Here is a 26,347-nt window from a genome sequence, read left to right on the forward strand (position 1 = left end):
GACGACAATGCCTATTGGTAGCTGACCGACCCGGAGAGCCAACCGCCATCCGCACTGGTCTCGGTGCAATTTTCATTTCGTTGGAATCTAGCCGATCGAACTGCGCTGTCGCCGGGCAATGGAAAAAAGATGTCGAAGTACGTGGTGCGCGGCAGCAATGTCGGAATCGGGTGCGGCATGGCTTGGAACCGTATTCTGGGTCCATCGGATGGTTCAGAACGAGGATGTCGAAAAAGCCAGGGACTGTCGGATATTTTGTGCCTGAGGCCCGTTTTCCGTCATTGGCTGACGAACCTTTCGCCGAAGACGACGGCGAACTGGGTTTTGGCCTCGAACCACTCCGCGGCGGTCGTTTCCAATCATCGGCGGCGTGGTTCAGGACCAGATATAACAGTTTCATTGCGGCGTCGTCATTGGGGAAATGGCCTCGGGTGCAAACGGCGCGGCGCAGTTTCCAGTTCAGCGCCTCGAACGCGTTCGTAACCGGTATGATCATGACGGTGCCATCCGGTCCGCGCTGGAGATACGAGATTTTCGGCGTATGGTGCGACCATCCGGGACAGGGGCACCGGGAGCACGCCAAGTGCGGGCAGGCCGATCCATTCGATGAGCTGCGAGCTCGCGTTAGTAGCTGGCCGCCCCTGCGACCTGCCCGGTTGCGCCGAGAGCGCGGATCCGTAGGTGTCGCGTCGCCCGCCGGCTCCCGACCGTCTGAGGAGAGGAGCCGATGAGACGTGTGATTGGAATGGACATCCACCGCACCTTTGCGGAGGTGGTGGTTTGGGAAGACGGCCGGCTGCGTCATCACGGACGGGTCGACATGACCCGCTCGGGACTGGAAGGGTTCGGCCGCAGTCTGGGCAAGAAGGACGAGGTCGTTCTCGAGGCGACCGGCAATGCTATGGCGGTGGTGCGGGTGCTGTCGCCTTTCGTCGGCCGGGTGATTGTCGCCAACCCGATGCAGGTGAAGGCGATCGCCCACGCGAGGATCAAGACCGACAAGATCGATGCTGGCGTTCTGGCGCAGCTGCAGGCCAGTGGCTTTTTGCCGGAAGTGTGGGTTCCGGACGAGCGCACCGAGCGTCTTCGCCGCCTTGTCGCCCGGCGCAATCAGGTCGTATGGCACCGCACGCGGGTGAAGAACGAGGTGCACGACATCCTGCTAGCGCATCTGGTGCCGAAGTGCCCGCATGCCGATCTGTTCAACAATCGCGGCCGGGCCTGGCTCGAGCGTCAGGTGCTCCCCGACGATGAGCGGGCCGCCATCGCTCGCCACATTCGCGAGATTGATCGCCTGGCCGAGGACTTGGCAGACCTTGATGCTCCATGGTCAAGGGGCCCAATTCCGACGGAGAGGATCGCCGCCCATGACGCGCGAGCGCAAGGTGCTAACCAACGGCGGATTCGGCACGTCAATCGCACTAAAGGGTCGTTGTTCGCGCAAGTCATTACCGGCTACCCGCCCCACGATGACGCTTTGCAGAACGCCGCACACAACTGTGACGCCAACTGACATCTGGTCAGCCGTTTGTCAGGTCCACGACACAGGCCTGTTTAGCCAACTCTATATTTTGAGTCCGGCCAAATAGCTGAAGAAAATCACAAAAATGGCTTCTTCGCCTCGTTCGGCCACTTGGCACGAGTTTTGAAGCCTTCGGTGCGAGGCGGCATCAGGTGCCGACCGGCGCCGCCGATGACCATGTGCCTCTACATGGAGAAAACTGTGATGAATACCCTCGACCAACGGGCAGCACTTGAGCAAGCCGCGCGAACTCGCATCAAGGATTCCCACGCCCTCGACGGGGACGCCGGTCGCTTGGCCCATTTCTATCGCGGATGGGCCAGTTCCTACGATCTGCATGTGGGTTGCAATGGGTACTGCGCGCCGATGATCGTGGCGGAACTGGCAGCCGCCGTGCAGACGGCCTATTTGGCCAGGCATCGAGCAGCGATCGAAATCCTGGACGCTGGCTGCGGAACAGGCCTCGTCGGCGTGGAACTGGAAAGCCTCGGGTTCCGGTTGATCGACGGGTTCGATCTCTCCGAAGAGATGGTTGAAAAGGCACGGCAAACCCACGTCTACCGCCATGTCCTTGGCGATGTCGATCTTAACAGGCTTTCCTCGGAATACTTCAGTGCAGGCTATCATATTACGGTCTGCTGCGGTGTCTTCACGCTCGGACATGTCGGACCAGATGGGCTGCGCGAACTGGCTCGCGTCACGCGCCCGAATGGATTCGTAATCGCAAGCGTGCGCAAGAGCTATGCGGAGGCCACGTCCTTTGAAGACCAGGTGGGGCGCTTGCAGGATGAGGACGTCCTTATACCGGTACAGTGTCTAAGGAACGGCAGATACGCCGGCGAGGAGGACGCGCACTACTGGGTCTTTCAGGTGCCCGAGAAGGTCAGCGCGCCAACGGCGGAGTAACCACGATACCGCATATCTCGCTGACGACAACCTGGCAGCCGATCAAGTCGACACGAAGAGCGCTAGCGCCTACGCATGCCCTGCCAGAAGTTCGGGTTCTTCCACATCGTTGAGCATGGCACCACGAAAGAACGCATCGCACTAGCTATCCAGGCTTCCCGACGACTCTTCATACTGCCAGTCAAATAAGAAAATGCCCAAATACTTGAGCTCCAACGTCAGAGGAAGGTGTACTTATGCCTAAAGATCTCGTAGCCAGATTGGACGACAAACTGCGCGCGAAACGCGAAAGCTTTGACAAAATTCCCATGGTTGATATAGCGCCGCTTCTCGATGGCAGCGACAAGCAGAGAGTGGCCAAGGAGATACGTTGGGCGTTGTCGAACACGGGGTTCATGTATGTGAAGAACCATGGCGTTCCGCAGGATTTCGTGGATTCTGTGTTCGATGTCAGCCGCAGGTTCTTTGATCTTCCCATGTCGCAGAAGATGGCAATGCATATTAGCAAATCCGATGTGGCACTCCGTGGATACATTGAGCCGTTCGGGGAGAACACTGATCCGGGCAAGACGAAAGACCTGAAGGAGTGCTTTGACCTCGGACCTGAACGTTCGATGTTGGAGGGTCCGTTTTTTGGCCCCAACCAGTGGCCCTCAAGTCTGCCCGAGTGTCGGGAACTGGCATACGGATATCATCAAAAGATGGTGGGCCTCGCGAAAAAACTCTTGCAGGGAATTGCGCTCAGTCTGGATCTGTCGGAAAGTTATTTCGAGAACCTCATGCAGAACCCGATCAGCATTCAACGACTGCTTCATTACCCGCCGCAGAGCGGTTATATTAGCGAAGACATCATTGGAATTGGCGCCCACACGGATTACGGCAATTTGACCATCCTGGCACAGGACGACGTGGGTGGCCTTCAGGTCATGAACAGAGATGGCGATTGGGTACAGGGCACGCCGATCCGGGGCACTTTTATAATAAATATCGGCGATCTGATTCAGCGGCTTACCAACGATACCTACCTGGCGAACATACACCGCGTGGTGAATACCTCAGGGCGCGAGCGATACTCAATCCCTTTCTTTATCGACGGTGATTTCGATGCGATCGTTGCGCCTTTGGCCTCATGTGTCACGGATAGCAACCCGCGGCGCTACAAGCCGGTGACTTGTGGCGAATACAAACTTGAGCGTTTCGAAGCAATTTTCGCTCACTTGGCCAAAGCGTGAGAGAGCGGACAGGCACCAACTCACGTGACACTGCTTGCCGCGCTTCATTGTGGAGAGTTACAATGATTCAAAATTTCCGTGGCGAGCCCGTCCGCAATCAGGCGGGGCTTTCGAAGCCGCCCGGGGGCGGATTTCAGAAAACTCTATGTGTGAGTGCGTGTTTCAGTAAATCCCGGACCACCTTTTCCGGTAAGTCCCGGACACCGTTGGAGTGCACCCCCAGACTGAGACAAGGAAAATAGCGGACACCTCCCGTGTTAAGCTATGCAGCCTTTTCCGTCCGTCGCCCGCGCGAATGCTTCTGTTCGTATTCCTCTGGACTGAGGTAGTCGAGCGCCGAATGCAGGCGCTGCGTATTGTAAACGGTCTCTATGAAAGCGCCGATGTGCTTGCGGGCATCATCTGCATCCTTATAGGCGAGACCTTGCACCTCTTCCTGTTTCAGGGTTTTCATGAAGCTCTCCGCCTTCGCATTGTCGTAAGGATTGCCGACACGGCTCATGCTTGCCTGGATACCGTGTAGATGCAGAAGTTCGGAGTAGGCCCCGCAAGCGTATTGAACCCCGCGGTCGGAATGATGAATGAGGCTCCCGGGTACGGGCTGGCGATCAGCGATGGCCATCTCGAGAGCTTCGATGGCAAGGCTTGCTCTAAGATGCGTATCCAGCGCCCATCCGACAACCTTGCGGCTGAACGCGTCAAGGACAACGGCAAGGAAGGCAAACTCCTCAGCCAGATGCAGGAAGGTGATATCGGCAACCCATAGCTGGTTTACGCTATTGAGGATCATTCCCCTCGCGAGGTTCGGCACGACTTGCCAACCATGCCTGGAGTTGGTCGTCACAGGAACAAAGGGGCTGGCGCGCAGGCACAACAGATTGTCTTCACGCATGATCCGCAGAACGCATTTGTGATTGACTTGCCACCCCTCGCGCCGAAGCAGGGCGCCAATCCGGCGGTAGCCGTAGTGTGTGTTGCCGAGAGCCAGCTTCTGAATGAGATCGCGCAAACCCGTCTCGGCTCGACGAGGGGCTGAATCCAGCCAGTGACGGTAATAGCTCGCGCGGCTGACACCAGCGAGCCAGCACATTCTGTCGATGTTGAATTCGCCTTGCGACAGGCCGGTCATCATCTTTTCGATGACTTTGAAGATGCCGTTTCGCCAGGAGCGCTGCTCCGACGCTGATCTTCCTCGAAGTGCCGCAAGGCTTCGCGAAAAAAATCGAGATCGAGCTGCTGCTGCCCGACCTTCTGCTCCAGTTCCCTGATCCGGCGCCTGGCCTTGGTCAGTGCCTTTTCCTGAGGTGCCGGCACATCGACTGCACTCTGCAGCTGTGTGGTCCCGTCAACTCCTGCTGTCGATCTGGCCGGCCGGCCGCGCCGACGTGACTTCAGATTACCATGAAGCCTGAGATGATCACGCCACTCGTAAAGTCGTTGGCGACTGATACCAACCTCATCTGCCAACTTGCTGACGATTTCGCCCGCCTCCATGCGCCGGAGAAGCTCCAGCTTTTGGTCATCATCAATAACTCTTTGCCGTCCGGCCATGCCCCAGTTTCCTCTCCTTGCGGGGAAACTGTCCGCTATTTTCCTTGTCTCAGTCTGGGGGTGCACTCCACAACTGTCCGCGACTTAGCGGAATCGTTGTCCGGTTCTTGCGAAATGCGCAGGTGAGAGACAATACTGTCAGGCACAGCGGACGGGGGCGCGGTATCGAGAACGGTTAGGACCTTCGAGCGCAAGGACTTCAAGGATCGGGTGTCCCGCGCGAACAAGTGATGATTTGTCGCTCCATCGAACTGCTCGTGTTGCGGCTCGGCCAGTCTGCTAGGCCATAATCCGGACTTCTCGCCCAACAATCCACCGTTTCGTGGCTGACCTCCATCATGATGCGAAGCGGCGGAAGGTGCGGTTGAAGGGGCGGCTGCGCCCTTGCCCGCTACTAGGAAGCTGAGGTCATTTGCTCTTGTGCGAGTGGTGGAACAGAGAGACTGATGTGGCATCCGAGGTCGTGGAGCCTGCGCACCAAGCGTCGGATGGTGTTGTCGCGATGGCGCCGATCGAAGTGCTGCGGACCGAGGTCGTGGTAAGGCACGCCGTCGCGGAGCATGAAGTAGGCGGCGGTGAGCATCGAAGCGGCGACGGCCAGGATGGCCTTCTTTGCCCCGCGCCGTGCCTTCAGGCGCAAGAATTGGGCATGCAGATAGCTGGCCTTGACCCGCACCGCCGCCCAGGCGGCGGTAACCAGCGTGGTCTTCACCCAAGTGCAGCTCTCGCGCACGCGCGTGGAGCGGCGCTTGCCAGCGCTCTCGTCGTTGCGCGGACACAGGCCGGCCCAAGAGATGAGGTGGCCGGCGGTAGGGAAGCGCGCCATGTCGACGCCGATCTCCGCCACGACGACCTGGGCGACGAGGTCACTGATCCCCGGCATGGTCGTCAGCAGGCGGGCACGCTCGCGGATCGGCGCCAAGGCTTTTCCCACGGCGGCATCCACCTCGGCCAGCGCCCGTTCGAGGTCGGCGATGAGGTCCAGGTGCAGCTTGAGCATCATACTGTGGTGCGCGGTCACCCGGCCACGCAATGCCTCTATCAGCTCGGGTCGCTTGCGCCGCGCTGTTCCCCGCGCCAGATCGGTCAGCCGCTCGGGATCGCTGTCGCCGCCGATGATCGCCCAAAGTATCGCTCTGCCGGAGGCGGTCAGCACGTCGGACAGCACGCTGCCGAGCTTGATGTTGGCGTCCTCCAGGACCTTCTGGATGCGCAGCGCGTGCTGGGCGATCTCGCGCACGAGTTGCTTGCGGGTGCGTGTCAGATCGCGCAGTTCCTGGATTGCTGCCGGCGGCACGAAGCTTGCCCAGATCAGCCCGTGCGCCAGGAGATCGGCGATCCACATGGCGTCGTTGACGTCGGTCTTGCGGCCGGGGACGTTCTTGATGTGCTGGGCATTGGCCAGGATCAGCGCGAAGTCGTCCTCCAGAATGTGCCAGACCGGCCGCCAGTAGATACCCGTCGCCTCCATAGCGACATGCGTGCAGCCATGCGACCTCAGCCACTCGGACAATTCCAGCAGCTCTCGCGTCGTCATGGCAAAACTGCGAGTCGATAGAACACGTCCATGATTTCTCCTCCTTTGCGGTGCGACGCCGGGAAGAACCCTCGTTGTCGAAGTCTACTAGTCGCGATCACGGGCATCGCTGCCCGCCGTCAACAATTCGGGGTGCTCGCAGGGTTCCAGGTCCAACTACTGAACGGGCTCGAAGCACCAAACCGATGCCGACCTCGGTCCCGGCGCCGCGTCCAATCCTACCGCACAACAGTGCGGGTCGACCACAGGCCAGCTTCATCCTTCGGGGTCGGGCCTGTCCGATGGTGAACTACTGAGGTTTACGCGGCATGTGCGCCCTACCGACGCGTACGAGAGCTATGCTGGAATTGGGGTGACGAGGCTAATCAAGCGGCGCTCGATGGGGAAACGTAGAACGCCAGGGACGCATTCTGATCTTTGGTCAGGCAGGCTATCGCCTTGGCATATTTAGCGTCATAGTTTCGACGACGCCAATTGCCATCTCGGCCGAGGCCCGGGTTGGAAGCGAGATAGATCTCGCGCAGAACCCTTCATGCCGGCCTGCACCGATTTCGGCACCTTGTTGAGAACGTTGGCTGTCTCATGCACCCAGCATCGCTGGTGTTTGGTGCCAGGAAGGAGCTCCTCGAGCGCCTTCCAGAAGCCAAGCGCGCCGTCGCTCGCGGCAAAGTCGGAGCGCCAAGCTGGTCGATGGCGCCGGTCGTGGCGGCCTGTCAGGCGCTTCGCGGTGTCTCCTTCATCGTTGCCGATCGTTCTCAGCGAAGTCGGCAATGTCCGCCGCTTCGACAAGCCACGCCGGCAGATGCCCTCGGAACGGTCCACACTGTGAACTGGGGTGGGCTGACGCTGGCCGGCAATCGCCCCGCGCGCCGTGTCCTGGTGGAGGGCGCCTGGGTCATCGCCATCCCGCCCAGGTGACGGAGTCCATTCGCGTCCGACTCGAGGGCCTGCCGAAGGTCGTGCGTGAGATCGCCCGGAAGGCGCAGACCCGACTGTGCGCCCGGTAACTAACCGCAAGCAGCGCGGGCTCAGCAAACCGAGACCTTCGCATTCCTGGGATTTACGTTCATCTGCGAAAAATCCCGCTAAGGGCGCTACCTCATTAAAAGGAAGACCCGCGGCGACCGCATGCGGGCGAAGCTCAAGGACATCGAGGTGGAGCTACGGCGGCGCATGCATTGGCCGACCCCGCAGGGGAAATGGCTGGGGCAGATCGTGACAGGCCACTTCGCCTACTACGCGGTTCCAACGAACAGCCGGCCGCTCTTTACGTTCCGGCACCATGTGATCGGTTATAGCGACGCATGCTTCAGCGACGGAGCCAGCGAGATGACGAAGCTGGCCGGTGACTGGCTCCCCACGCCGCGTAGACGAGCGGTTCGCCGTCGAACACCCAAGGTAGGAGCCGAGTGCCCTAATTGGGCTCGCTCGAGTCTGTGCGGGTGGCGCAAGGAAACCTGCGTCCCTACCGCGAAAGAGTATGCTCGACCGTCGTCTCAAGGGTTCATACCGTCCCCGTGCTGTCCATCAACGGCAAACGTACCGTGGGCAAAGACATGGGGGGAAAGATCATCTACCCCGCTTGACAATACAAGACCTAGCCGTTCGCGGCCTGCACCCGCGGTGCACGAGGTCTTGTATCGAGGCGAAAACCGCCTCGACCCGCCGTCGGTTACCAACTCGGCCGCCGACGCAGCATCGATCCTGTCATTTTGTCGTTCGCTCAAATTGAACGTGGATTGTCCGAGCCTCCGCACAGCCAGGTTGGGAGGAGCAGATCCTAACTGGTCCACTCAGCGAATGCCACATCAGTCGGTCCGATTCCACTTATCGTTCGTTCCGGCTTTAGCGTTGCGCCCCGCGTAGGACAATCTTGTGGTTCACGACCGAACACGGAGACATCGGGTTCGACAAGCGCTCGGACTGATGCCGAAAGCTTGCCGAAAACACTTCGCGAAATGCGAGGCCGATGCGAAGCCACAGGCGATCGCGATCTCGACAATCGGCAACTCTGTCTGCTCGATGAGGCGTTTGGCGCGGGCCAGCCTCAAATCCAGGTAGTAGCGCATGGGAGATGACGAAACCGAGCGCTCGAAAAGCCGTTCGATGTGACGCTGTGAGCGGCCAACGCATTTTGCAATGTCGCGGAGGGGCAGCGGGTCCTCAATATGCTCCTCCATGATGCGAATGACTTGTGCCAGCGGCTTGCAGATGCGGACTTCGCCAGCATTGACGGTCGATTGCCTGTCAGAGGCGGAGCGCCAATGCCCGGCAGTCGTATGTCGGCAGACGTCCAACGCGATGTCTCTGCCAAGGCGTTCGCTAATCAGCTCCATAACGAGGTCGAAGGACGCGAATTCTCCTGCGCAAGTCACGAGGTGAGTATCACGAACGAACAGTCGGTCTGTCACCTGGAGGCGGCGGCCAAACTTTTCAGAGAGGGCGGCCCGCTTGTCCCAATGGATTGTACATGTTGTATCGTCTAGCATCCCGCTTTCCGCCAGGAGCCAGGTTGCGGTGCCTAACGCCGCGATTGTAACCCCGTACCGCCTGCAAAGGCGAAGAACATTGATGAGGGAGGGCGACGTGTGTTGCTCGACCCGCTCCCCAGCACAGACAACGACCATATTGGGTCCCTTGCCAGCCTGCACGCTTTGTCCCGCCCTCGTAAAATCGCTGCTGACCGACAGGCTGAAACCGCTTGCACATTCAACCGCATTGCCATCTTTGCTCGCAATCGTCCATTCGAAGAACGACCGGCCGGAGACGGAATTGGCAAGGCGAAGGGGATCAACAAACGATGAAAGGCTGAGTTGTGAAAATCCGGGAAGCGCCATGATGGCCAGTCGATACTCGTTGTCACACGAGTTGACCGCCTGCCGGCCGGGGGTCCATCCCACGATGCGCGAGCGGTCTCCCGCTGAGAATGGCGCATTCATAAGGTCATACATCCTCATTGACGGTGATCAACATCACGCGGCCGCATTGGCACCAGCGCATTGCGGGGTGGTGCCGCAGCCTTCAACTATTGGAGTTGTGCTTGCGCTTCATGAAATCCTTGGCGGTCTCCACCGCCACGGCCGCGTCGCGGCAGTAGGCGTCGGCGCCCACGGCCTTGCCGAATTCCTCGTTGAGCGGCGCGCCGCCGACCAGCACGACATAGTCGTCGCGAATGCCCTTTTCCTTCATCGTGTCGATGACGACCTTCATGTAGGGCATGGTCGTGGTCAGAAGCGCCGACATGCCGATAATGTCGGGCTGGTGCTGCTCGATCGCGTCGAGATATTTTTCGACCGGATTGTTGATGCCCAGGTCGATGACGTCGAAGCCCGCGCCCTCCATCATCATGCCGACCAGGTTCTTGCCGATGTCGTGGATGTCGCCCTTGACCGTGCCGATCACCATCTTGCCCTGCTTCGGCGCGCCGGTGGCGACGAGCAGCGGGCGCAGGATGAACATGCCGGCCTTCATCGCATTGGCCGAGAGCAGCACTTCGGGAACGAACAGGATGCCGTCGCGAAAATCCTCGCCGACGATGCGCATGCCTTCGACCAGCGCTTCGGTCAGCACCTTGTAGGGCTCCCAGCGGCGCTCCAGAAGGATGTTGGTGCCTTCCTCGATCTCTTCCTTCAGGCCGTCATAAAGGTCGTCGTGCATCTGCTGCACGAGCTCGTCGTCGGAAAGTTCGGAAAGGATGATCTCATCGTCGGACATGTCGGGTCTCGGTGCGTAGTTCAAAGGAGGTCGGTACCCCATGCTCGATAGGGCACCGACCAGGCTTCAGGTGGAACATTGGGAGTTTGATCAAGCTGCCGACCAGACGTTTTGCACATCCTCGATGGGCCGGATGCCATACCGCGGCTTTCTTTCGGCCTGCCGTGCAGTAACCACCAAAGACGGGCCTCCGCGGCGCCTGATTGCGAGAGCGTCAGTGTCCATCTTAGCCTCACCCCGCGGCGGTGAAACAATCAGCCGCAGCCATCCAAATACAAACGTGGCTTGGCCAACTGGTAAAGCCCACCTTGCTTGATCACACTGATGATAGGGAGCAGCGAAGGCCCTGAGAATTCGTAAAAGTTTGCGCTGGCCTTAAGCCCAATTTATATCTAGGTCGTTCGTGCGCACGTTGCGGCGAGGGCCAAGTCGGATCAAAGGCGCAGTTCTTCGGACTGGGCGAGGAACCAGTCCACCAACACCTTGCACCTCTTGTTCTTGCTAACATCGTCGCTGGCTAACAGAAAGAAGGCGCGGTCAGTCTTGATCTGAGTCGAGATGGGCCGAACCAGCAGACGGTTGTTAAGCAGGTGCTGGGCGGTCAAGGACCATCCCAAGGCGATTCCTTCACCAGCCAGAGCCGCTTGAAGCGTCAGCTGGTAGTCGTTGAAGACGATGTTTGGTCTGATCTCGCTGGCATCTCCGTCTGCAAGATCGACCCATTCTGGCCAGCCCATTCGCTTGCGAAAGGCATCGGAAGAATGAATGAGCTGGTGGTGAATCAGCTCCTCGACGGTCTGTGGAGCGGGGTGCGACAGAAGATAAACGGGAGAACAGACGGGGAAAATGATCTCGTCGCATACGAACCAGCTGTTGGTCCTATCAAAATCCCGTGGCCGCACCCAGACGGTCACGTCAACCTCGTGGTCGGGCTCGATGTCTCGATCGGTGGCGACAACCTTGATCTTAACGTCCGGATGCTCTTCCTGGAAATGGTAGAGCTGAGGCGCCAGCCAATGTGCCGCAAGAGATGTCGACGCCGCGAAAGTGATGTACTTGGTTCCTCGGTCGGAGATCGTCTCTAGTCGCAGTTCTAGACGGCGGAAGCTGGTGCGCACCTCGTCATAGAGCTGCCTGCCAGCCTCGGTCAGCTGCACTCCTCGATTATCTCGGGCAAACAGTGCGGTCCCGCAATGCTTTTCGAACATTTTGATCGAATGCGAGACACTCGGCTGTGTCACGTTGAGTTCGCTGGCCGCGCCTTTGAAACTCAGTGTGCGGGCCGCCGCTTCGAAGACAAAAAGCGAGTGCGTCGATGGTACCAGGTTGCGAAGCTTCGACATGAAGCAGGTCTATATCAGGTACGATCTTTTCCGTCTACCGAGCCTCCCACCGAATGGGCTATGTAGGCATCGACAAGACAGGCGGCGCCGTTACAGGCCGCCCATATTCAGCGAGTTGGCAGTGAATACGTTCAATCAAATTGTCGCGAAAAAGCGCATTGTCGTTGCGCCGCCTCATCCCGAGCCCACAATGTCAGGCTGGTACACCACGTCGGGACCGGAGCTGCGCCTGGTGCGGCAAGGAGGCGACGTCCCATGCGACTGCCTGGTCATTGGCGGCGGCTGGATGGGGCTTCACGCGGCCCGTCGATTTGCCGAACTAAATCCCCAGTCTTCGGTGATCCTGGTGGACGCTGCCCGCATTGGAAATAATGCATCCGGACGCTGCATGGGTTTCGTCATCGACCTTGCCCACAACCCTCGCAAGCGCGATTTTGTCGAAGACATCAAGGGGAACAAGGAGGAGCTGTTCGTTAATCTAGACGGGATTGCTTATATCCGCAGCGCCGTAGAGGAACATGGAGTAGATTGCGACTGGGACCCGCAGGGTAAATACCATAGCGCGGCCACGTCACACGGTATGGCAGACCTGCACCGCTTTTCGGAGGCGCTCGACAAGCTTGGGCAGAACTACAGCTGGGTTGAGACCCCGGAAATCCAGGCGATCACCGGCAGCAAGCACTACATCAAAGCCTTGCACCACCCCGGCACTGTCTTGGTCCAGCCTGCGAAGTATCTCAAGAACGCCGTAAAGAGCCTGCCCGCGAACGTTACCATCCATGAAAACACCCCCATTGTGGCGGCACAGTTCGGCGCGCCAAAGCACATCTGCGAAACGCCCACTGGAACAATCAGGGCCTCGAAGGTCATCATCTGCGCGTCAGGTTATCTGACGAAGTTTGGCTTCTTCGAGAGCCGCGCCATACCGCTCTACACTTTCGCGAGCATGACTCGACAGCTCACGCAGAGCGAGGTCTCCCAACTGGGCAGCAAGCGAGCCTATGGGCTGATTCCGGCCGACAGCTTTGGGACGACGGTGCGACGCACGATCGACGACCGTCTTTTTCTTAGAAATGTTTACTCGTACGCGAGGAATTTCAAGACAACGGAACAAGATGTCCTAAGGGCGCGAACCCAGCAGCAGGTAGCATTCGACCGTCGCTGGCCTGGGCTTTCTTCAATTGGCTTTGAGGCCAGTTGGGGTGGTCTGCTCACCCTCGCGCAAAATGGCGGAATGGTCTTCGGCGAGTTGGCGAAGAATGTCTATGGTGCCGCATTCTGCAATGGAACTGGCGTTGCTCGAGGGGCCGCGTTTGGCAAGGCCGTCGCCGAACTAGCCACGGGGCAATCTTCGGCTGTCATCGAAATTCTGAGGGCGCGGGCCAGTCCAAGCAGGACATACCCGAGACTTCTCACATCAATTGGCGTCCGGTTCGTCACGGCACTCCGTTTCAAGCGAGCGGGCGCCGAAGTCTAGCAATAAGAGGAACGGTAATGGCGGACCTGAAGGGCATCAATCTTGCAATGCAGACCCCGTTCGACGGAAACGGGGCTATCGACTACGGCCTCTTCGAGGAGTTGATCGAGAAATACATATCAGCGGGAGTTCATGGCCTGGTTCTTGGGGCCGGCACAGGGCAGCACCCTTACCTGACGGAATCTGAATGTAATCGACTCTACGAGCGAGGGGCGAAGCGCATCGCAGGCCGATGCAATGTTGTCTGCCAGACCTCCGCCCTCAACGTGGAGGAAGTCATGCGGCGTTCGCGGCAAGCTGAATCGGTCGGCGCGGACGCGCTGATGATTCTGCCACCCTATCTGGAAGGTCCATCAGACGAAGATGGCATCTTCAACTTCTACAAGGAAATTGACGCGGCGGTCGGCGTGGACATTGTCGGATACAACATCCCGCAGGCTACCGGCATCTCGGTCTCGCCACGGCTTTTGAATCGACTCAGCGGTCTTAACAATTTCAATTACATCAAGGACAGTGCCGGCGACTTCACCGTGCATCAGGAGTACCTGCAGACGAGAGGCACTGTGCTCAATGGCTGCGATACGACTACCATCTATGCGCTGATGGCTGGCGCGCGCGGCGTTATCTGGGGCGCAGCAAATTACATGCCCGGTGAGGCTGTCGAACTGTACAATCTTGTAGCGGCCAAGGATCACGAGCGGGCGCTGGTACTTTGGCAGCGCATGCTGCCCTCGTTGCTTTTCATCTGGCGGGCACCCTATACGCCGTCTGTTCTCAGAGCTGCGCAGCTGCGCGGATTCGGAACCGGCAACGTCCGCAAGCCACTGGCAAAGCTCTCGTCGGAGCAGGAGGTGGCACTCCGCGCCGCGATTGCACCGCTGTTTAAGGTCGCTTCCTAGCCGTCGCTTAATCTAAGAGGATCCTATGCGGATTGTCCTTGTTGGTTCGACCCGGGTGATTGGGTCGGCCGTGGCGGCCGAACTTAGTAAGCGGCACGATGTTGTAGCGGTCGGACGAACGAGCGGCTCGTTTCACGTCGACATCGCCGACCCGGACCACCTATTCGACAAGGTAGGTGCATTTGATGCATTGGTCTGCACGGCAGGTGCGGTGCACTACCTCCCCTGGACCAATTCACGAATGAACAGTTCGAAATAGGGCTGCGTAGTAAGCTGATGGGGCAGGTTAATCTCGTCATGAGGGGGTCTCATGCGCGTCGGTGACAATGGGTAATTTACATTGACTTCCGGTTTGACCAACGAAGATCCGATCCGGCAGGGAAGCTCCGCCGCCCTGTCAATGGCGCCTTGGACGGCTTTATAAGGAGCGCGGCGATCGAGCTTAAACGGGTTTGCGGATCAATCTGGTTAGTCCGACTCTCGTACAGGAATCGGTTCACCTCTACGGCGACTTCTTTCCCGGCGCCGGGACGATGCCGGTGAGAGAGGTGGCGCTCGGCTACGTCAAGAGCTTCAAGGGCGGTCAGACGGGCCGGGTCTACCGCATGGGATGGATCAGAGACGCCTGATCTCGCCAGCAATGGCATCGCGCTACCGGAACACCGGGGAATGCCAGCAAACTCTATATCGACGGAAAGTGGGGCTCGCCATTACAGGGCGGTACGTTCGATGTGACCAACCCCGCAACGGAGGAGGTCGTTCATAAGGCGTCGGTCGGGACAGCGGATGACATTGATGCGGCCGTAAAAGCCGCGCGCGGCGCCTTCGACCTCGATGGCTGGCCGAAGCTCTCGGGTCGCCAACGAGCGGGATATCTCCGCAACTCCGGGAAAGGCAGAGGGACCTCGCCCGGAGGGAGTGATCGACAATTGAAGGCCTTCCCGGAAGCGGATTGGGATATAAGCGATGCTGCCGGCTGCTTCGAATTCTATGCCGATCTGGCCGATCGGCTCGATAACCCCGGAGGAGACGATCGCTCTGGATGCGCTTTACCTCGAAGGCGGTACGCGAGCCGGTCGGAGTCGCGGGTGCGATCATTCCTTGGAACTATCCGTTCCTGATGGCCGCGTGGAAGGTTGCACCCGTGCTGGCTGCTGGATGCTCCATGGTGCTGAAGCCTTCCGAACTGACGTCGTTCACCGAGTTGGAGTTAGGCGCCATCGTCGATGAGGCCGGTTTGCCGTCAGGCGTGCTCAAAATCGTCACCGGCTTGGGTGCGCAGGCGGCGGTCAGGCGCTTATCGATCATCCGGACGTCGACAAGCTGGCCTTCGCCGGGCAGGACCGTCTACACGCAGATGCTGAACCGGCGCGGCGGCATCGAGAGCGAACCTGGCAGCCTCGCGCCTTTGGGACGCCAGTATGCCATTCCGACTATCGTCCCTTTTTAGGTTTCCTCGTCCTCGGCCGACTACACTTTGACCTTTTGGGGGGAGCCTTTTGCGGCGCCGCACAAAGAGTGCCGTAACAAACCTTCTCACCCTTGTAGTTGGCGACCTGCAGCAGATTCGGTAGAAGGTGCTGTTTCAGTCCGTCCGGGATGAGACTCCGGACCGTCCAAGGACTTCAGTGCCAGCTCGATCAGCTCGATCGCCCGATCTTTGTTGCCGCTCTCGTGATAGTACCGGGCGACCGCCGGATAAGGCAGGAACTTACAGCGGTCGCTCTCCGGGGGATTGAGTGCCAGGATGTGTTCGGACAGCTGTTTTCCCATCGCGAAGCGCTCAGCAGACGGAAAGTGCGAATGGTCAAAGTTTAGAGAGAAGAGTTGGTCTAGCGCCACAATCATCCAATACTCGGAGTTTCTGTCGATCGCGTCGCGAACGAATTGGCGCATGACCGGCAAGCCGGCCCGTATGTCGTGCATTCTGTGAAGCAGCAGATGCACGTGAGTCCGGCGGAAATTGAGGTTGTCCGGCATCAAGGCGATGCCCTCTTCGATCACCGAGAGCGCGGTCTTCCAATCCTCTGTCTCCACCGCCGCCCAATATCTCTCATTGATCGACTTCTTCAACGCTTGTTCGCGCGCTTCGGGTTGGTCGCGGGCGATCCGCTCCGTATCAGCGGACTTTCCTTGATGGCTGGCGCGCCAGCTGCCTGTGGAGTCGAACGCCATCCGATAGTTCAGATTCGAGAACTTTTCGGTCAACCAAGCGTCCAGCTTGCTTCGGGCCTCATCGGTCGTGGGAGCGCGTTTACTAGCCGCGACTCCGACGATCTCAACTCCGCTGTGCCTGTATTTCTCCTGCAGCTGCATCAGATAAGGCATCCCGTCCACACATGGTCCGCACCAACTTGCCCAAAATTCGACGATGTACACTTTGCCGGGCTCGAAGCTGGTGAGCGGCTCGCCACCCAGCCAGGTTTCCACTTGAATCGAAGGCGCCGGCGACTCCATCCGCAATACCATGCTAATTTCCAAAGCTATGCCAAGGTTGCGCGACTTCATGAGCGAGCTTGTTTCCTACTCAGAGACGGGAGGGCAGGAGAGAGCATCGCTCGTCGAGCGTCACCCTCACTCAGTGTTGCCGCACATCAATTAGCAAAGCCCGTGCCAACGCGCTCAGCGCGCAGCAAGCGCCTGTTTGCTTTGAAAACCTCCACACTTCCCAGATGTCGATTGTAACCTGACAGTGCCAATGCTTGTTCTGAACCTTACATGTTTTCTGCCGCTGTCCTTGGGCTTTGGACACGCACCAGGCGCTTCGCCGTCCACAAAAGCGTGGCCACGGGCAACGCAACATGTATTCGGGTTGAGGGACGAGCAGATGGACCGGTGAAGATGCGGTCTGCTCGCCCCTACCGGCTACGGGCGATGATAACGTGATTGGTCCCATAGATCGCCGCCACTCAGGCAGACCACAACCGTCCCAGCGTTCGGCTAGGCCGCGTCGATCAGTTTGTCCCGGCTGATCGTAGTGCGAAATGTGAGCGTTCTCGTCGAGGTACCGTGCGTCGCCGATCGAGGAGCGGCTGCACCAGCCAGAACTCGCCGGAGAGGTTAAACTCGCCAACGCGCCGTTCTTTGAAAGGCGCGTCAGCTCAAAGGCCGCGCCTCGTGGCGGCAGGGGGGCAGGTGCGAGGTCTGGTCGATGAAAACACGATACGGCTCCAGCAATCGCTCGCCATGCCGCCCATCTTGGCCGGCACAAGCCCGTCGCCTGATGGCGTTGAAACCCATTTCGCCACCAACAAAAACCGCAACGCCGAACCGCTCACCAACCGAACGGCTGCTCTCACCGGCCGACACCTCCCAACCACACGCTCACGAAATCATTGGGAAGAGGTCGGATCATCAGATGCTGGCCTTTAATCCAGCCACATCTTGAAGTATCGGACAGAAGGGTCGATTCGATTCAGTCAAACAGTGAACCGCTCTAGATCGACGGGATTCACGAAACCATCTGCATCTTTTGAGTCAACACCATCATGCAACCCGGTCGATATGGCCGGCTCGCACTTCGGACATTTCCAAGTGCTAAAGAGCGCCAAAAAATTTTAAAAAATCCTATTTTTCTCGGAAGCTGTCCGGGGTTTGTTAAGGTATGGTGCGTAGAATCCCGACACGAGTATCGGATGATCGCGAGGCAACTTGGAGAAGCCTCCAGCTGCACCTTGGCAATTTTCCGATGAACATAGACATACTGAGACCCCGATGCACTCGAACTCCGAGGTAGCGTAGTTCCAGGTTACTTCGATACCAGAGGAGATCTGCTCAATAGCGACGAAGTCATAAGCTCCGAAGCGATTAGGCACAATCGCTAGATTTGGATCACAAGAATGATTCACAATGACAGCCGGCTTCTCAAAGAGAGCATGGACATTCCAGTCCAATTGAAACGAGTTCGTCGTCCGAATCCGTTCCATGCGCTCAATTAGCCCAATGATAACAATCTCCCCCGGCAGGAAATCGCGAGCAGCGAATGCCCCGCGCCCCCTATCGCCACCCGTGTTGAGCACTCTTACGTTACGGGCATTGAGTTGCCTTGCGCAGGCGACATCCTCCGTCAAAATAGATAAGCATTCGTTTATGTGTGGAGTCGACATGGCCGATTTCTTTCCTTCCGGAGCGATGCTTTACTTTGAGTAGAGATACACAGCGAATTTTCGCCGTGTTTGGGGAGCGTCATTCGCTCGAATCCCAAAGAGCGCCGCGGCTATCTACGAGATAGTGGATTTGCTGATACCCCTTGCCGTTGAAGGCGATCTGACACAAACGTGACATTTAGTTATCCTTCCTTCGTTCCATCCATCGCGGCCGCCCGCTACATGAATGCCGGTCGGGCGGTTCTCGCCGCCCCACACCAAAGGACGTCAAAAATCGTGCCAATTTCACTGAGCGAGCCGAGAAACGAATTTTGTGATTGCCTTTCGGCTATTTGGTCTTAAGGCAAAATAAGGTTGGCTAAACAAAGCGCGTGTAGCGGATCCGACAGACCTGACACGAAATGTCGATGGCGCTGCTGGAGACCGCTGTGCATCGACCTCGGAGGCCGGAAGACGTAGGGCAGCGAGTCTGAGGGTTAGTTTCAGCGTGCCGTCTATGCTTCGCACAATTGAGCACGAGTTATGTACCTGCCGTTTTTGCGGGTGCATTAATTGACAAGTTTGGTTCACGGTCTACCCATATGGGCGGTCGACACCACTCGCCTTCGCGCCAATGGATCGCGTGCCGATATCCAGGACCGGGACGGCGCACCGGCTGCCCTCAAGACCATTCTCAAACGCCGGCCGTGGCTGCGATACGTCTTCGCCGACGGCGGCTATGCCGGGCCGAAGCTTGAGGGCGCGCTGCAAGTCGGCACGTTCAGCCTGGAGATCGTCAAGCGGACGGACAAAGCCAAAGGCTTCGAGGTTCTGCCGCGCCGCTGGGTCGTGGAGCGTAAATTCGCATGGCTCGGGCGATGGCGCAGGCTGGCCAAGGACTGGGAGAAATCCATCGCTTCCGCAGAAGCCCGGATATATGTCGCCCTTATCCGCCTGCTCACACGACGGCTGCCGGCGGTGCTCCCCCGGTTCTCATACCCACCGCCACTGGGTCGGGCAATCCTTGCCACGTAATGAGCCTCCGCTGTCGACCCAGGTATAAACTGGGTTTAATGCCAGCGAAGCCTTTTGCGAGTTCTCAGGAGAATTGCTGGCCCCTATGATCAGCATCAATGAACAGGGACCGCATCCCGTATCGCGGCCCGAAAAAAGTTCTGTTGGCGGGACCTTTTGTGCCCCTCTGGGAAGACGCGATGATGAATACTAACGTTCCCGTACTTCGACGCCGCGGAGGACGCGCGTCGGTCGTAGCTGCCAGGGAAGCAGGGAAGAGGCCTCGCGTCTCAACCGTCAAGTACGGCATTCGACCTGTGGAAGCCGTCACTGCTGAGCAGCTTGAGCGCATTCACCAGGCTTCGCTGGCGATCCTGCGCGAGATCGGGATCGAATTCAGGGATGAAACGGCGATCCAGCAATGGAAGGAGGCTGGAGCCGACGTCCAAGGCCAACGCGTGCGCCTCGATGGCGAGATGCTGATGCATCTCATCTCCAAGGCCCCATCCCGCTTTGAAATGACATCTCGCGATCCGTCGCAGCGTTTTGAGATCGCGCCAGACACGATGACCTTCAGCGCCATGCAAGGCGCGCCAAACATCCGCGATCTTCAGGGCGTGCGACGCGCATCCACGATCGAGGATCTGCGGAATATGAACCGGCTGACCCAGATGCTGCCCGGGTTCCATATCGCCGGCGGGTTCACCTGCGAGCCGACCGATATCGCTGTTCCATGGCGCCATCTGCACATCAACCATTCGAGCCTGGTGGAGACGGACATGCCCTTCTTCGGTCTGACGACCGGGAAGCAGCGTGCCGAGGACTCGATCGCCATGAGTCAGATCGTCCACGGCAAGGGATTCATGGATCAGAACGCGGTGATGCTCGGTCACGTGTCCGGAAACTCGCCTCTTGTCTGGGATGCGACCATGCTGGAAGGGCTTCGGGCATTCGTCGAGGCGAACCAGGTCGTCCTGCTGTCTCCATTTGTGCTCGGCGCCGCCAACACTCCCGCCGACATCCCCGCCACGATCGCTCAGGTGAACGCCGAGACTCTCGCCGCCCTCGCTTATACTCAGCTTGTCGCGCCTGGTGCAAAGATGATCTACGGTCAGTATTCGGTCTCAGTGTCGATGCGCAGCGGCGCTCCGATGTCCGGCATGCCCGAAGTCACGCTCATCAACGCGGTCATCGGCCAACTGGCGAGGCGGTACGGTGTGCCGTGGCGAACCACTGCGTCTCAATCCTCCGCCAAAACCTTCGATGCTCAGTCCGGCTATGAATCAGCGGTGGCCTACATGTCAGGCGCGAGTGCCTGCGCGAATCTGATGATGCATGCGGGCGGCTGGGATGAGGCCGGTCTTGTGTGCTGCATGGCGAAGTTCGTCGCGGATGCGGAACAGAACCTGCTGATCGAGAAATACGCTCGGGGCATTTCCTTCGAACATTTCGACGACGCTCTCGAGGCCGTTCGGCGCATCGGTCCAGGCGGCCACTATCTAGGAGATTCCTTCACGCTCAAGCGCTTCAAGGACGCATTCATTGCGCCGGAGATCCTCGATTACCTGAGCTACGAGCAGTGGAAGGTCAAAGGTTCCAAGGACATGGCGCAGCGCTGCCGTGAGAAGGCGAAATCGATAATTGCGAGCTACGAGCAGCCGCCGATGGATCCCGCCGTGCGCGAGGAACTCGATGCGTTTGTGGCACAACGTCAGGAGGAAATTTCGCCAAGCCTTGTCTAAGTCTCGGCCACCACGAGCCCATGAGATCACTGAACCGGGAAGACTAAAAAGGGAGAAGAAGATGGGCTTTTCAAAAGCGACGGGGAGGCTGTCGATCATCCTTTGCTGACGGCAAGTCCTTTACATGCTCACGTATCAAGATTGACGCCGAAAGCCTCAGTAATAGATCTCGATATTGCGTCTTTGTGCGAACGCGATCGGGTGGTATTCGAGACGCAGATTCTGCCTGGGCCGCGGGCCGATCTGCTGGATCACCAGCCCGGCCGCCAGCGAGCCGAGGTCGCCGAAATCCTGGAGGCTGCGCGCACTCGCCGTCCGGCGTCACGAAGATCATTGAACGGGCGGTGGCCGGCTCGCCCGGAGCGGCTTGGTGTCGAAGGCCACCCTGGGCATGGATGTCGTGGGTGTAGATCTCGCCGAGCGCGTCGTTGGATAGGTGACCGACCAGTGTCATCATTGGTCAGCATCCAAGCCACTTAGAAGACCGAGCACTCGTCCTACGGATTTGTCATTTGGCGTTCTCCGCAGACGTTTCAGGTGTCGCCGAATTTATGTTGTTGCTGAGCATTCCTAGCGGTTTGGATTTGCTAAGAGTCTATGATTTTTTTGAAGGATCTGTTGCAACGCCTGCACGCGGAGCGAGTTGACGGCCTGCTGGATGAAGCGCGACCTGGCAGACCGTCGCATCTACACGTCATTGTAGCGCGCTGCCGACGGATCGCGGGATTGACCTCGGAGCAATGGCGAAGGACATGCAAATTGTCTTTGAGACATTTCTGGAAAAGCTGTCGGAAAGCGTCGATGAGGCGGATTTGCGAGACGCCATGGCTGGTACGCCGCGTGCTTTGATCTGCTCACCTTTGCCTATCTGTCCTTGCCGCCGCAGCGTTCAGGCAAGCCCAAGCTGATCTCGAACTATCCGGCTCGCTGGACCGCGCACTACCTGCAAAACCGCTATCAGAAGATCGATCCGGTCATCATGCGTGCGCGTTGTGGCGGATGCCCGTTTCGGTGGGGATCGGATATACGCGACGGTGTGACATCGCAGGTTCAGCGGAGGCTGTTCGACGAAGCGGCCGAGTTCAGCATCCGCTGTGGTTTGACGATCCCGATTGTCGATCGCCGCGGCTCGGTGACAGCGATGACTTTTGCCGCTGATGAGCCCAATCCGGCATTTCTCCGGGTCGCCGAACGGTATGAACAAGCTCTTCAGCTCATGGCGACCTGCTTTCACATTCACGTTCGCCGCAAGCTGTCCGGAAATCGCATGGTGGACGGCGTTTTGCTGACGCCGCGTGAATATGAGTGCCTGCAATGGGCCGCGCGCGGCAAGTCCGCGTCCGACATCGGCTGCATCTTGGGCATCGCGCCGCGCACCGCCGCCTTCCATCTGGACAATGCCAAGAAGAAGCTCGGCGTGCGCACGATCACCCAGGCGGCCGCGCGACTAGGCTTAGGCTAGCCGACGCCAGATCTGGAATCCACTGACAAGCCATTTCTGCTTGCATAGGTGCACAGGCTGTTTCGGCGGGCGCATTCGCCTCCAATGGCAGGGTCATTCCTGCGAGGAGGCCCTCATGATCCAGCTGATCGCACCGGGTTGGTACAACGACTGACGAACTGCATGAAATGCACCGTCTGTGATACCGCGTTTTCCCGGAGCGGCTCGGCTGGGACGTACGGACGAATGGCGGGTACGAGATCGATTCCTTGATGCGCTCAAGCCGCATTATCTGGTCTTGCGCGGCTGCGACGGCCATGTCGACGGGTGCGTCCGAGTGCTTCCGTCGAACGGGCCGACGATGCTTCGCGACACCTTTCCGGTGCTGTTGGAGGGCAAGACGGCGCCCGCGGAACCGAGCGTCTGGGAAAACAGCCGTTTCGCCCTTGATCTTCCGCCATCCGCCCCGAAATGAGCTGGCGGAATTGCCCTCGGCGCTTACGACCTCTTCGCCGGCATGATCGAGTTCGGCCTGTCGCGCTCTCTCAGCCGAATTGTCACCGTCACCGATCTTCGCATGGAGAGGATCCTGCCGGCTGGCCGCTTGTGCGGATCGGCGAACCGCACACAATCGGCACCACCCGCGCCGTGGCCGGATATCTCGACGTCTCCACCGAGAGGCTGGAGGCTGTTCGATGGAACGGCGGTTTTCATGGCCCGTGCTGTGGGCGCCGATGGCCTGCAGGGCCGCCTGATGTCTGGTCGTTGCCTCCGCACTGCAGGTGGGGCCTGGGTCATGAGCGTGGTAGAATGCAGCGCCGCCGACTGGCCGGATTGGTGGGATACGAGCTCGTACGGCTACACCGCTCATCTGACCCGGCGCGACTGGGCCTGGGAGTTCTTGCGGCGCAATGCGGCATTCCGGCATGATCTGGCCCAGGCACTGGAGCGGGCCGAATGGCTGGAAAGTCGGTCGTCGCTGGACATCATTGCTTCGCGCGTTGACCTGGCGCGCCGGGGCGTTCTGTTTCGCGGACTCCCTCGGGCGTGATGCGGCCGTATTCTGGTGTCCACGCCGGTGCGCATACGCCTTGCCGGCTGTCGCGGAACAGGTGTCCTCATCGTCGGCGACGCCGCCGTTCGATCTGAGGGCGCTGCCATGCCGTGCAACGGTCCTGCTGGCGGGCGACGGGCACCAACATGTTCTGTTGCGGCGTGCCGAGCAGCACGTCCAACCTGTCATGTCTTGCGCTAGCGTTTTGCTGCCCGTCCGACTTCATATCAATGCAATCTGGCCCGCCGAACAGTTGAAACACCGGCTATAGGGACTCGAATGTCTCAACAGTCTTACGGCGTACGGGCGACTGCCGCGAACCTTATTTCCGTCGGAAGCGCGTGGTCGCCGCCTCCGCTTCGTCCTCCAGGCGCTCGACGGTTCGCTTGCGGGGCTTCACATTGGGAAATCGCCGAAACGCTGGTCGGCGAACCACGGGTCCAGGCCGACTGGACAGATCCTCACGATCATCTGCGTGACCGCATCCGCCGCGCCATTCACCGCGGCCATGCGCTGATGAATGGTGGATACAGGGCGTTGGTTGCTAAAGCGCGACGGAACGCATTGCCATTTCGTCAGCTGGCGAACAAGTCCTTGTAGCCAGCAGTCACCATCCAGTTCGCACGGTCGAGATGACTGCGAAGAGCCTTCCGGGCGCGCTCCGGTTCGCGTGCCGGATCGATGCCGAGGATCAGATGGGCCATTTCCTCTTCAGTGGCGTTGTCGGCGGAAGCATCGAGCAGCTGCATATAGGTCGTGAAATGCTCCTTGTCGTAGGCCGTGAGGCCGTCCGACCAGGGGATTTCTTCTATGATTTCAGGCTTCATGACGGACTTTAAACCTTTTCGGGTTTCCAGCGCATGTAGGGCGGTTCGGTGGTGATCCGCACAAAGGGCTCTGTCGAGCGGTCCTCTATAGCGAATAGGAACGATCATTCCTAGAACGATAGTTCCCGTTCAGGTCCCTATCTCGCTGTGGATCTCAAGGAGATCATGGCGATCAATATGCGTCGTTTGCGCGCAAGAAGAGCTAGCTGCGCGCGCTGAGCTTAGCATGCGCTACGTGGGCTCGATCGAACGCGCCCGTGTTTCCGCGAGCGTAAGCGTGCTCGGGCGGTTGGCGGCCGCACTGAACGCTGATCCCTGCGATTTGATCAGGCCGCCGCAGAAATAGGTGCAGTGTTCGCGGTCCGGTCGCCCGAAACTGATCGTTAGCGAACTCGAGCCGCAGCTGACCGGCGCCCGCGCGCCTGGCGGCGCGCCGGATGCTCGTGAGCCGAGCCCGCTTTTCTTCGCCAGGCTCAGGCGGTCTCGGCCATCCGGCTTCGCGAACCGGAGCGCGGCACCGTGCCGTGGGCAAGCCGTGGGGCAGGGCGAATGCCGACCTTGGGCTCCCGAGCAATGCAGCCACCGGTTGCTCTATTACGGCATCAACATTCCTGATCCTGTGGGGTGCGGTCATCGAGCGTGGTCACCCCAGCCAGAACTGGCTGACCTTCCGGCAGGCGCTTGCCCTCGGCGATGACACCTTTGACCTCCATCAGCTTCGACGCCTTCAGGCCTGTTTCGTGATGAGCGGACTGGCTGCAATAGTCGTTTGGCGCTCCAAGCATGCCACCTGGTTGGAAAACGCTGCGCCAGATCGGGAACTCGTTAAATTCTGCAATGTAGTCTCGTGGACGCTCTCTATGTTGATGCGCCATACTCCGGCATATCCCGGCGCGGTTTACCCGTTTGCGGTCGTGCGCTGACAGTTGCCTTCCTAGCTGTCGCGAGGGTTCGCAGCCTCCGCCCAGCCGCGGTCTTCAGATGAACAGAGTCGAAACAACCGTTCCAGAGATTTGAGCAAGCCCTTGGGCATCGTTGCAATCGGTCTTGGGCCGGACTGTAACCTCATATGGAAGACGATATCTGGCCGGTAAGGGCGCCCAAGGCTGGTGGCGTTTCAAACCTCGCCGGTCGCTGCAGCCCGTATTTCACAGGCCAACGTATTTTGGCGCAAACTCTCGTCCCTGGTTACTATAATTCGCAAAACGTCGCCGCCCGATTAGTCGTTAGAGTCCGTTTGGGAATTGGTTCCATGGCCGATCCTACCGTGCAAGATGCTTCCCATGGCGACGTGGATCATGGCTTCGGAGCCGTCGCTGCGCTGTTCGTAGTCGCGCATCGGATGGGCGGGGCAATAACGCCAGTCCAGGAAATGGAAAGGAGGTGATTCACATGGCGAACAAGGAAGTTACGAGCGCGAAGGCGGCTTCGGCGGCTGCGAAGGTGCTCAGCAACCCCAACTCGAGCAAGGCTGCCAAGACTGCAGCAGCATCGGCTCTCACGCAACGTCCCAACAAGAAGTAGGGCGGACTTCATGGCGGGCCGGAGGTCTTCGGCCCGCCACCCTCAAGTGCGATCGGCTCAAGGGAGGCCAACGATGATTTACGCGATCAACTACGACCTCAAGCGACCGGGTCAGAATTACGAGGCGCTTCATGAAGCCATCAAGAACTGCGGTGATTGGTGGCACTATTTGGGTTCGACGTGGCTCGTTGATAGCGCGCTGAATGCGCAAGGCGTCTGGAGCCGTCTCGAACAGAGTATCGACGAGAGCGACTCCTTCCTCGTGATCGGCGTGACCAGTGACTATCAGGGTTGGCTGCCTCAGGAGGCTTGGGATTGGATCGATAGCCGCAGTGCAAAGCTGGCGGCATAAGGAGAGCCACTATGCGCGTCCAAGGTGCTGTCGTCGCGAACAAGGTCAGACCTTCGCTGTCGTGGTTACCCCCCAAGGCAGCACAAACCGCTCCGAAGCGGCGAAGACTATTCAAGGCTTTATGCCA

Annotated in this window: 19 protein-coding genes and 13 pseudogenes; 19 read left to right on the forward strand and 13 right to left on the reverse strand. The window is 59.0% G+C overall.

All coding sequences use genetic code 11. From position 1 onward, the window contains the following. Positions 1-278: 278 nt before the first annotated feature. A pseudogene (locus tag ACG873_RS31925) lies at positions 279-493 on the reverse strand (transposase); the annotation flags it as partial. 234 nt (positions 494-727) lie between these two features. On the opposite strand from ACG873_RS31925, the pseudogene ACG873_RS31930 reads away from it, so the two are divergent. From ACG873_RS31930 to ACG873_RS31945, 4 genes and pseudogenes are all read left to right on the forward strand, one after another. Continuing rightward, positions 728-1,405 (forward strand): annotated as a pseudogene (locus ACG873_RS31930) (IS110 family transposase); the annotation flags it as partial. A 321-nt stretch (positions 1,406-1,726) separates the two neighbouring features. Next, positions 1,727-2,428 (forward strand): class I SAM-dependent DNA methyltransferase, encoded by a 702-nt coding sequence (locus ACG873_RS31935; protein WP_394889978.1) that lies wholly within the window; start codon positions 1,727-1,729, stop codon positions 2,426-2,428. 75 nt (positions 2,429-2,503) lie between these two features. After that, positions 2,504-2,617 (forward strand): 2-oxoglutarate and iron-dependent oxygenase domain-containing protein, encoded by a 114-nt coding sequence (locus ACG873_RS31940; RefSeq protein WP_394889979.1) that lies wholly within the window; start codon positions 2,504-2,506, stop codon positions 2,615-2,617. Between the two features lie 47 nt (positions 2,618-2,664). Then, on the forward strand, positions 2,665-3,660 hold the full coding sequence (locus ACG873_RS31945; RefSeq protein ID WP_394889980.1) for an isopenicillin N synthase family dioxygenase: 996 nt from the start codon (positions 2,665-2,667) through the stop codon (positions 3,658-3,660). 262 nt (positions 3,661-3,922) lie between these two features. Here ACG873_RS31945 and ACG873_RS31950 read toward each other — a convergent pair whose 3' ends face one another. The 4 genes and pseudogenes from ACG873_RS31950 to ACG873_RS31965 form a co-directional block, all read right to left on the reverse strand. Beyond that, positions 3,923-4,792: an IS3 family transposase gene (locus tag ACG873_RS31950; protein WP_394889982.1), complete on the reverse strand. Its 870-nt coding sequence runs from the start codon at positions 4,790-4,792 to the stop codon at positions 3,923-3,925. After that, entirely contained in the window at positions 4,789-5,211 is a 423-nt protein-coding gene (locus ACG873_RS31955; protein WP_394889983.1) for a helix-turn-helix domain-containing protein, read from the reverse strand. Before ACG873_RS31955 ends, ACG873_RS31950 begins: the two co-directional genes overlap by 4 nt. 394 nt (positions 5,212-5,605) lie before the next feature. Further along, positions 5,606-6,760: pseudogene (locus ACG873_RS31960) on the reverse strand (IS110 family transposase); the annotation flags it as partial. A gap of 365 nt (positions 6,761-7,125) precedes the next feature. Beyond that, positions 7,126-7,420 (reverse strand): annotated as a pseudogene (locus ACG873_RS31965) (transposase); the annotation flags it as partial. Between the two features lie 3 nt (positions 7,421-7,423). Between ACG873_RS31965 and ACG873_RS31970 the strand changes: the two are divergent. Then, positions 7,424-7,752 (forward strand): annotated as a pseudogene (locus ACG873_RS31970) (IS110 family transposase); the annotation flags it as partial. Between the two features lie 876 nt (positions 7,753-8,628). Here ACG873_RS31970 and ACG873_RS31975 read toward each other — a convergent pair. The 3 genes from ACG873_RS31975 to ACG873_RS31985 form a co-directional block, all read right to left on the reverse strand. After that, entirely contained in the window at positions 8,629-9,687 is a 1,059-nt protein-coding gene (locus ACG873_RS31975) for a GlxA family transcriptional regulator (protein ID WP_394889985.1), read from the reverse strand. A gap of 82 nt (positions 9,688-9,769) precedes the next feature. Then, positions 9,770-10,462 carry a corrinoid protein gene (locus tag ACG873_RS31980; RefSeq protein WP_394889987.1) on the reverse strand — a complete coding sequence of 231 codons (693 nt, stop codon included), beginning with the start codon at positions 10,460-10,462 and terminating at the stop codon, positions 9,770-9,772. A 434-nt stretch (positions 10,463-10,896) separates the two neighbouring features. Continuing rightward, positions 10,897-11,805 (reverse strand): LysR substrate-binding domain-containing protein, encoded by a 909-nt coding sequence (locus tag ACG873_RS31985; RefSeq protein ID WP_394889989.1) that lies wholly within the window; start codon positions 11,803-11,805, stop codon positions 10,897-10,899. A 121-nt stretch (positions 11,806-11,926) separates the two neighbouring features. Here ACG873_RS31985 and ACG873_RS31990 point away from each other — a divergent pair, with 121 nt between their 5' ends. From ACG873_RS31990 to ACG873_RS32005, 4 genes and pseudogenes are all read left to right on the forward strand, one after another. Next, positions 11,927-13,282, forward strand: a complete 1,356-nt coding sequence (locus tag ACG873_RS31990; protein ID WP_394889990.1) for an NAD(P)/FAD-dependent oxidoreductase — start codon at positions 11,927-11,929, stop codon at positions 13,280-13,282. A gap of 17 nt (positions 13,283-13,299) precedes the next feature. Beyond that, the gene (locus ACG873_RS31995; RefSeq protein ID WP_394889992.1) at positions 13,300-14,181 is read left to right on the forward strand and encodes a dihydrodipicolinate synthase family protein; all 882 of its coding nucleotides are present in this window, start codon (positions 13,300-13,302) and stop codon (positions 14,179-14,181) included. 452 nt (positions 14,182-14,633) lie between these two features. Further along, complete coding sequence (locus ACG873_RS32000) at positions 14,634-14,810, forward strand: hypothetical protein (protein WP_394889994.1); 177 nt, start codon at positions 14,634-14,636, stop codon at positions 14,808-14,810. A gap of 57 nt (positions 14,811-14,867) precedes the next feature. Next, positions 14,868-15,519: pseudogene (locus tag ACG873_RS32005) on the forward strand (aldehyde dehydrogenase family protein); the annotation flags it as partial. 95 nt (positions 15,520-15,614) lie between these two features. Here the strand turns inward: ACG873_RS32005 and ACG873_RS32010 are convergent. Both ACG873_RS32010 and ACG873_RS32015 read right to left on the reverse strand, forming a co-directional pair. Continuing rightward, a pseudogene (locus ACG873_RS32010) lies at positions 15,615-16,650 on the reverse strand (TlpA disulfide reductase family protein). A 1,088-nt stretch (positions 16,651-17,738) separates the two neighbouring features. Further along, positions 17,739-18,287 carry an SET domain-containing protein-lysine N-methyltransferase gene (locus ACG873_RS32015; RefSeq protein ID WP_394889996.1) on the reverse strand — a complete coding sequence of 183 codons (549 nt, stop codon included), beginning with the start codon at positions 18,285-18,287 and terminating at the stop codon, positions 17,739-17,741. Between the two features lie 624 nt (positions 18,288-18,911). Here ACG873_RS32015 and ACG873_RS32020 point away from each other — a divergent pair. After that, a pseudogene (locus tag ACG873_RS32020) lies at positions 18,912-19,301 on the forward strand (transposase); the annotation flags it as partial. Between the two features lie 98 nt (positions 19,302-19,399). After that, on the forward strand, positions 19,400-21,022 hold the full coding sequence (locus tag ACG873_RS32025; RefSeq protein WP_394889998.1) for a trimethylamine methyltransferase family protein: 1,623 nt from the start codon (positions 19,400-19,402) through the stop codon (positions 21,020-21,022). 307 nt (positions 21,023-21,329) lie between these two features. Here the strand turns inward: ACG873_RS32025 and ACG873_RS32030 are convergent. After that, positions 21,330-21,464: pseudogene (locus ACG873_RS32030) on the reverse strand (adenosine kinase); the annotation flags it as partial. A 310-nt stretch (positions 21,465-21,774) separates the two neighbouring features. On the opposite strand from ACG873_RS32030, the pseudogene ACG873_RS32035 reads away from it, so the two are divergent. From ACG873_RS32035 to ACG873_RS32050, 4 genes and pseudogenes are all read left to right on the forward strand, one after another. Continuing rightward, positions 21,775-22,484 (forward strand): annotated as a pseudogene (locus ACG873_RS32035) (LuxR family transcriptional regulator). Positions 22,485-22,662: 178 nt separating this feature from the next. Further along, positions 22,663-22,938 (forward strand): acyl-homoserine-lactone synthase, encoded by a 276-nt coding sequence (locus ACG873_RS32040; protein ID WP_394890000.1) that lies wholly within the window; start codon positions 22,663-22,665, stop codon positions 22,936-22,938. 42 nt (positions 22,939-22,980) lie between these two features. Next, the gene (locus ACG873_RS32045; RefSeq protein WP_394890001.1) at positions 22,981-23,514 is read left to right on the forward strand and encodes a transcriptional regulator domain-containing protein; all 534 of its coding nucleotides are present in this window, start codon (positions 22,981-22,983) and stop codon (positions 23,512-23,514) included. Between the two features lie 282 nt (positions 23,515-23,796). Next, entirely contained in the window at positions 23,797-24,117 is a 321-nt protein-coding gene (locus ACG873_RS32050; RefSeq protein WP_394890002.1) for a DNA -binding domain-containing protein, read from the forward strand. On the opposite strand, the gene ACG873_RS32055 is transcribed toward ACG873_RS32050, so the two are convergent. Further along, positions 24,093-24,344 carry a DNA -binding domain-containing protein gene (locus ACG873_RS32055; protein WP_394890004.1) on the reverse strand — a complete coding sequence of 84 codons (252 nt, stop codon included), beginning with the start codon at positions 24,342-24,344 and terminating at the stop codon, positions 24,093-24,095. The genes ACG873_RS32050 and ACG873_RS32055 overlap by 25 nt on opposite strands. A gap of 147 nt (positions 24,345-24,491) precedes the next feature. Between ACG873_RS32055 and ACG873_RS32060 the strand changes: the two are divergent. Continuing rightward, positions 24,492-24,690, forward strand: a pseudogene (locus ACG873_RS32060) (helix-turn-helix domain-containing protein). Between the two features lie 91 nt (positions 24,691-24,781). Next, positions 24,782-24,976: pseudogene (locus ACG873_RS32065) on the forward strand (hypothetical protein); the annotation flags it as partial. Between the two features lie 45 nt (positions 24,977-25,021). Here the strand turns inward: ACG873_RS32065 and ACG873_RS32070 are convergent. After that, positions 25,022-25,123: pseudogene (locus ACG873_RS32070) on the reverse strand (biotin synthase); the annotation flags it as partial. A 613-nt stretch (positions 25,124-25,736) separates the two neighbouring features. On the opposite strand from ACG873_RS32070, the gene ACG873_RS32075 reads away from it, so the two are divergent. Both ACG873_RS32075 and ACG873_RS32080 read left to right on the forward strand, forming a co-directional pair. Beyond that, positions 25,737-25,868 carry a hypothetical protein gene (locus ACG873_RS32075; protein ID WP_008835993.1) on the forward strand — a complete coding sequence of 44 codons (132 nt, stop codon included), beginning with the start codon at positions 25,737-25,739 and terminating at the stop codon, positions 25,866-25,868. A gap of 73 nt (positions 25,869-25,941) precedes the next feature. Next, positions 25,942-26,220 (forward strand): hypothetical protein, encoded by a 279-nt coding sequence (locus tag ACG873_RS32080; protein ID WP_394890006.1) that lies wholly within the window; start codon positions 25,942-25,944, stop codon positions 26,218-26,220. Positions 26,221-26,347: the final 127 nt, after the last annotated feature.

Source organism: Allomesorhizobium aridi (assembly GCF_043769475.1).
Taxonomy (GTDB): Bacteria; Pseudomonadota; Alphaproteobacteria; order Rhizobiales; family Rhizobiaceae; genus Allomesorhizobium.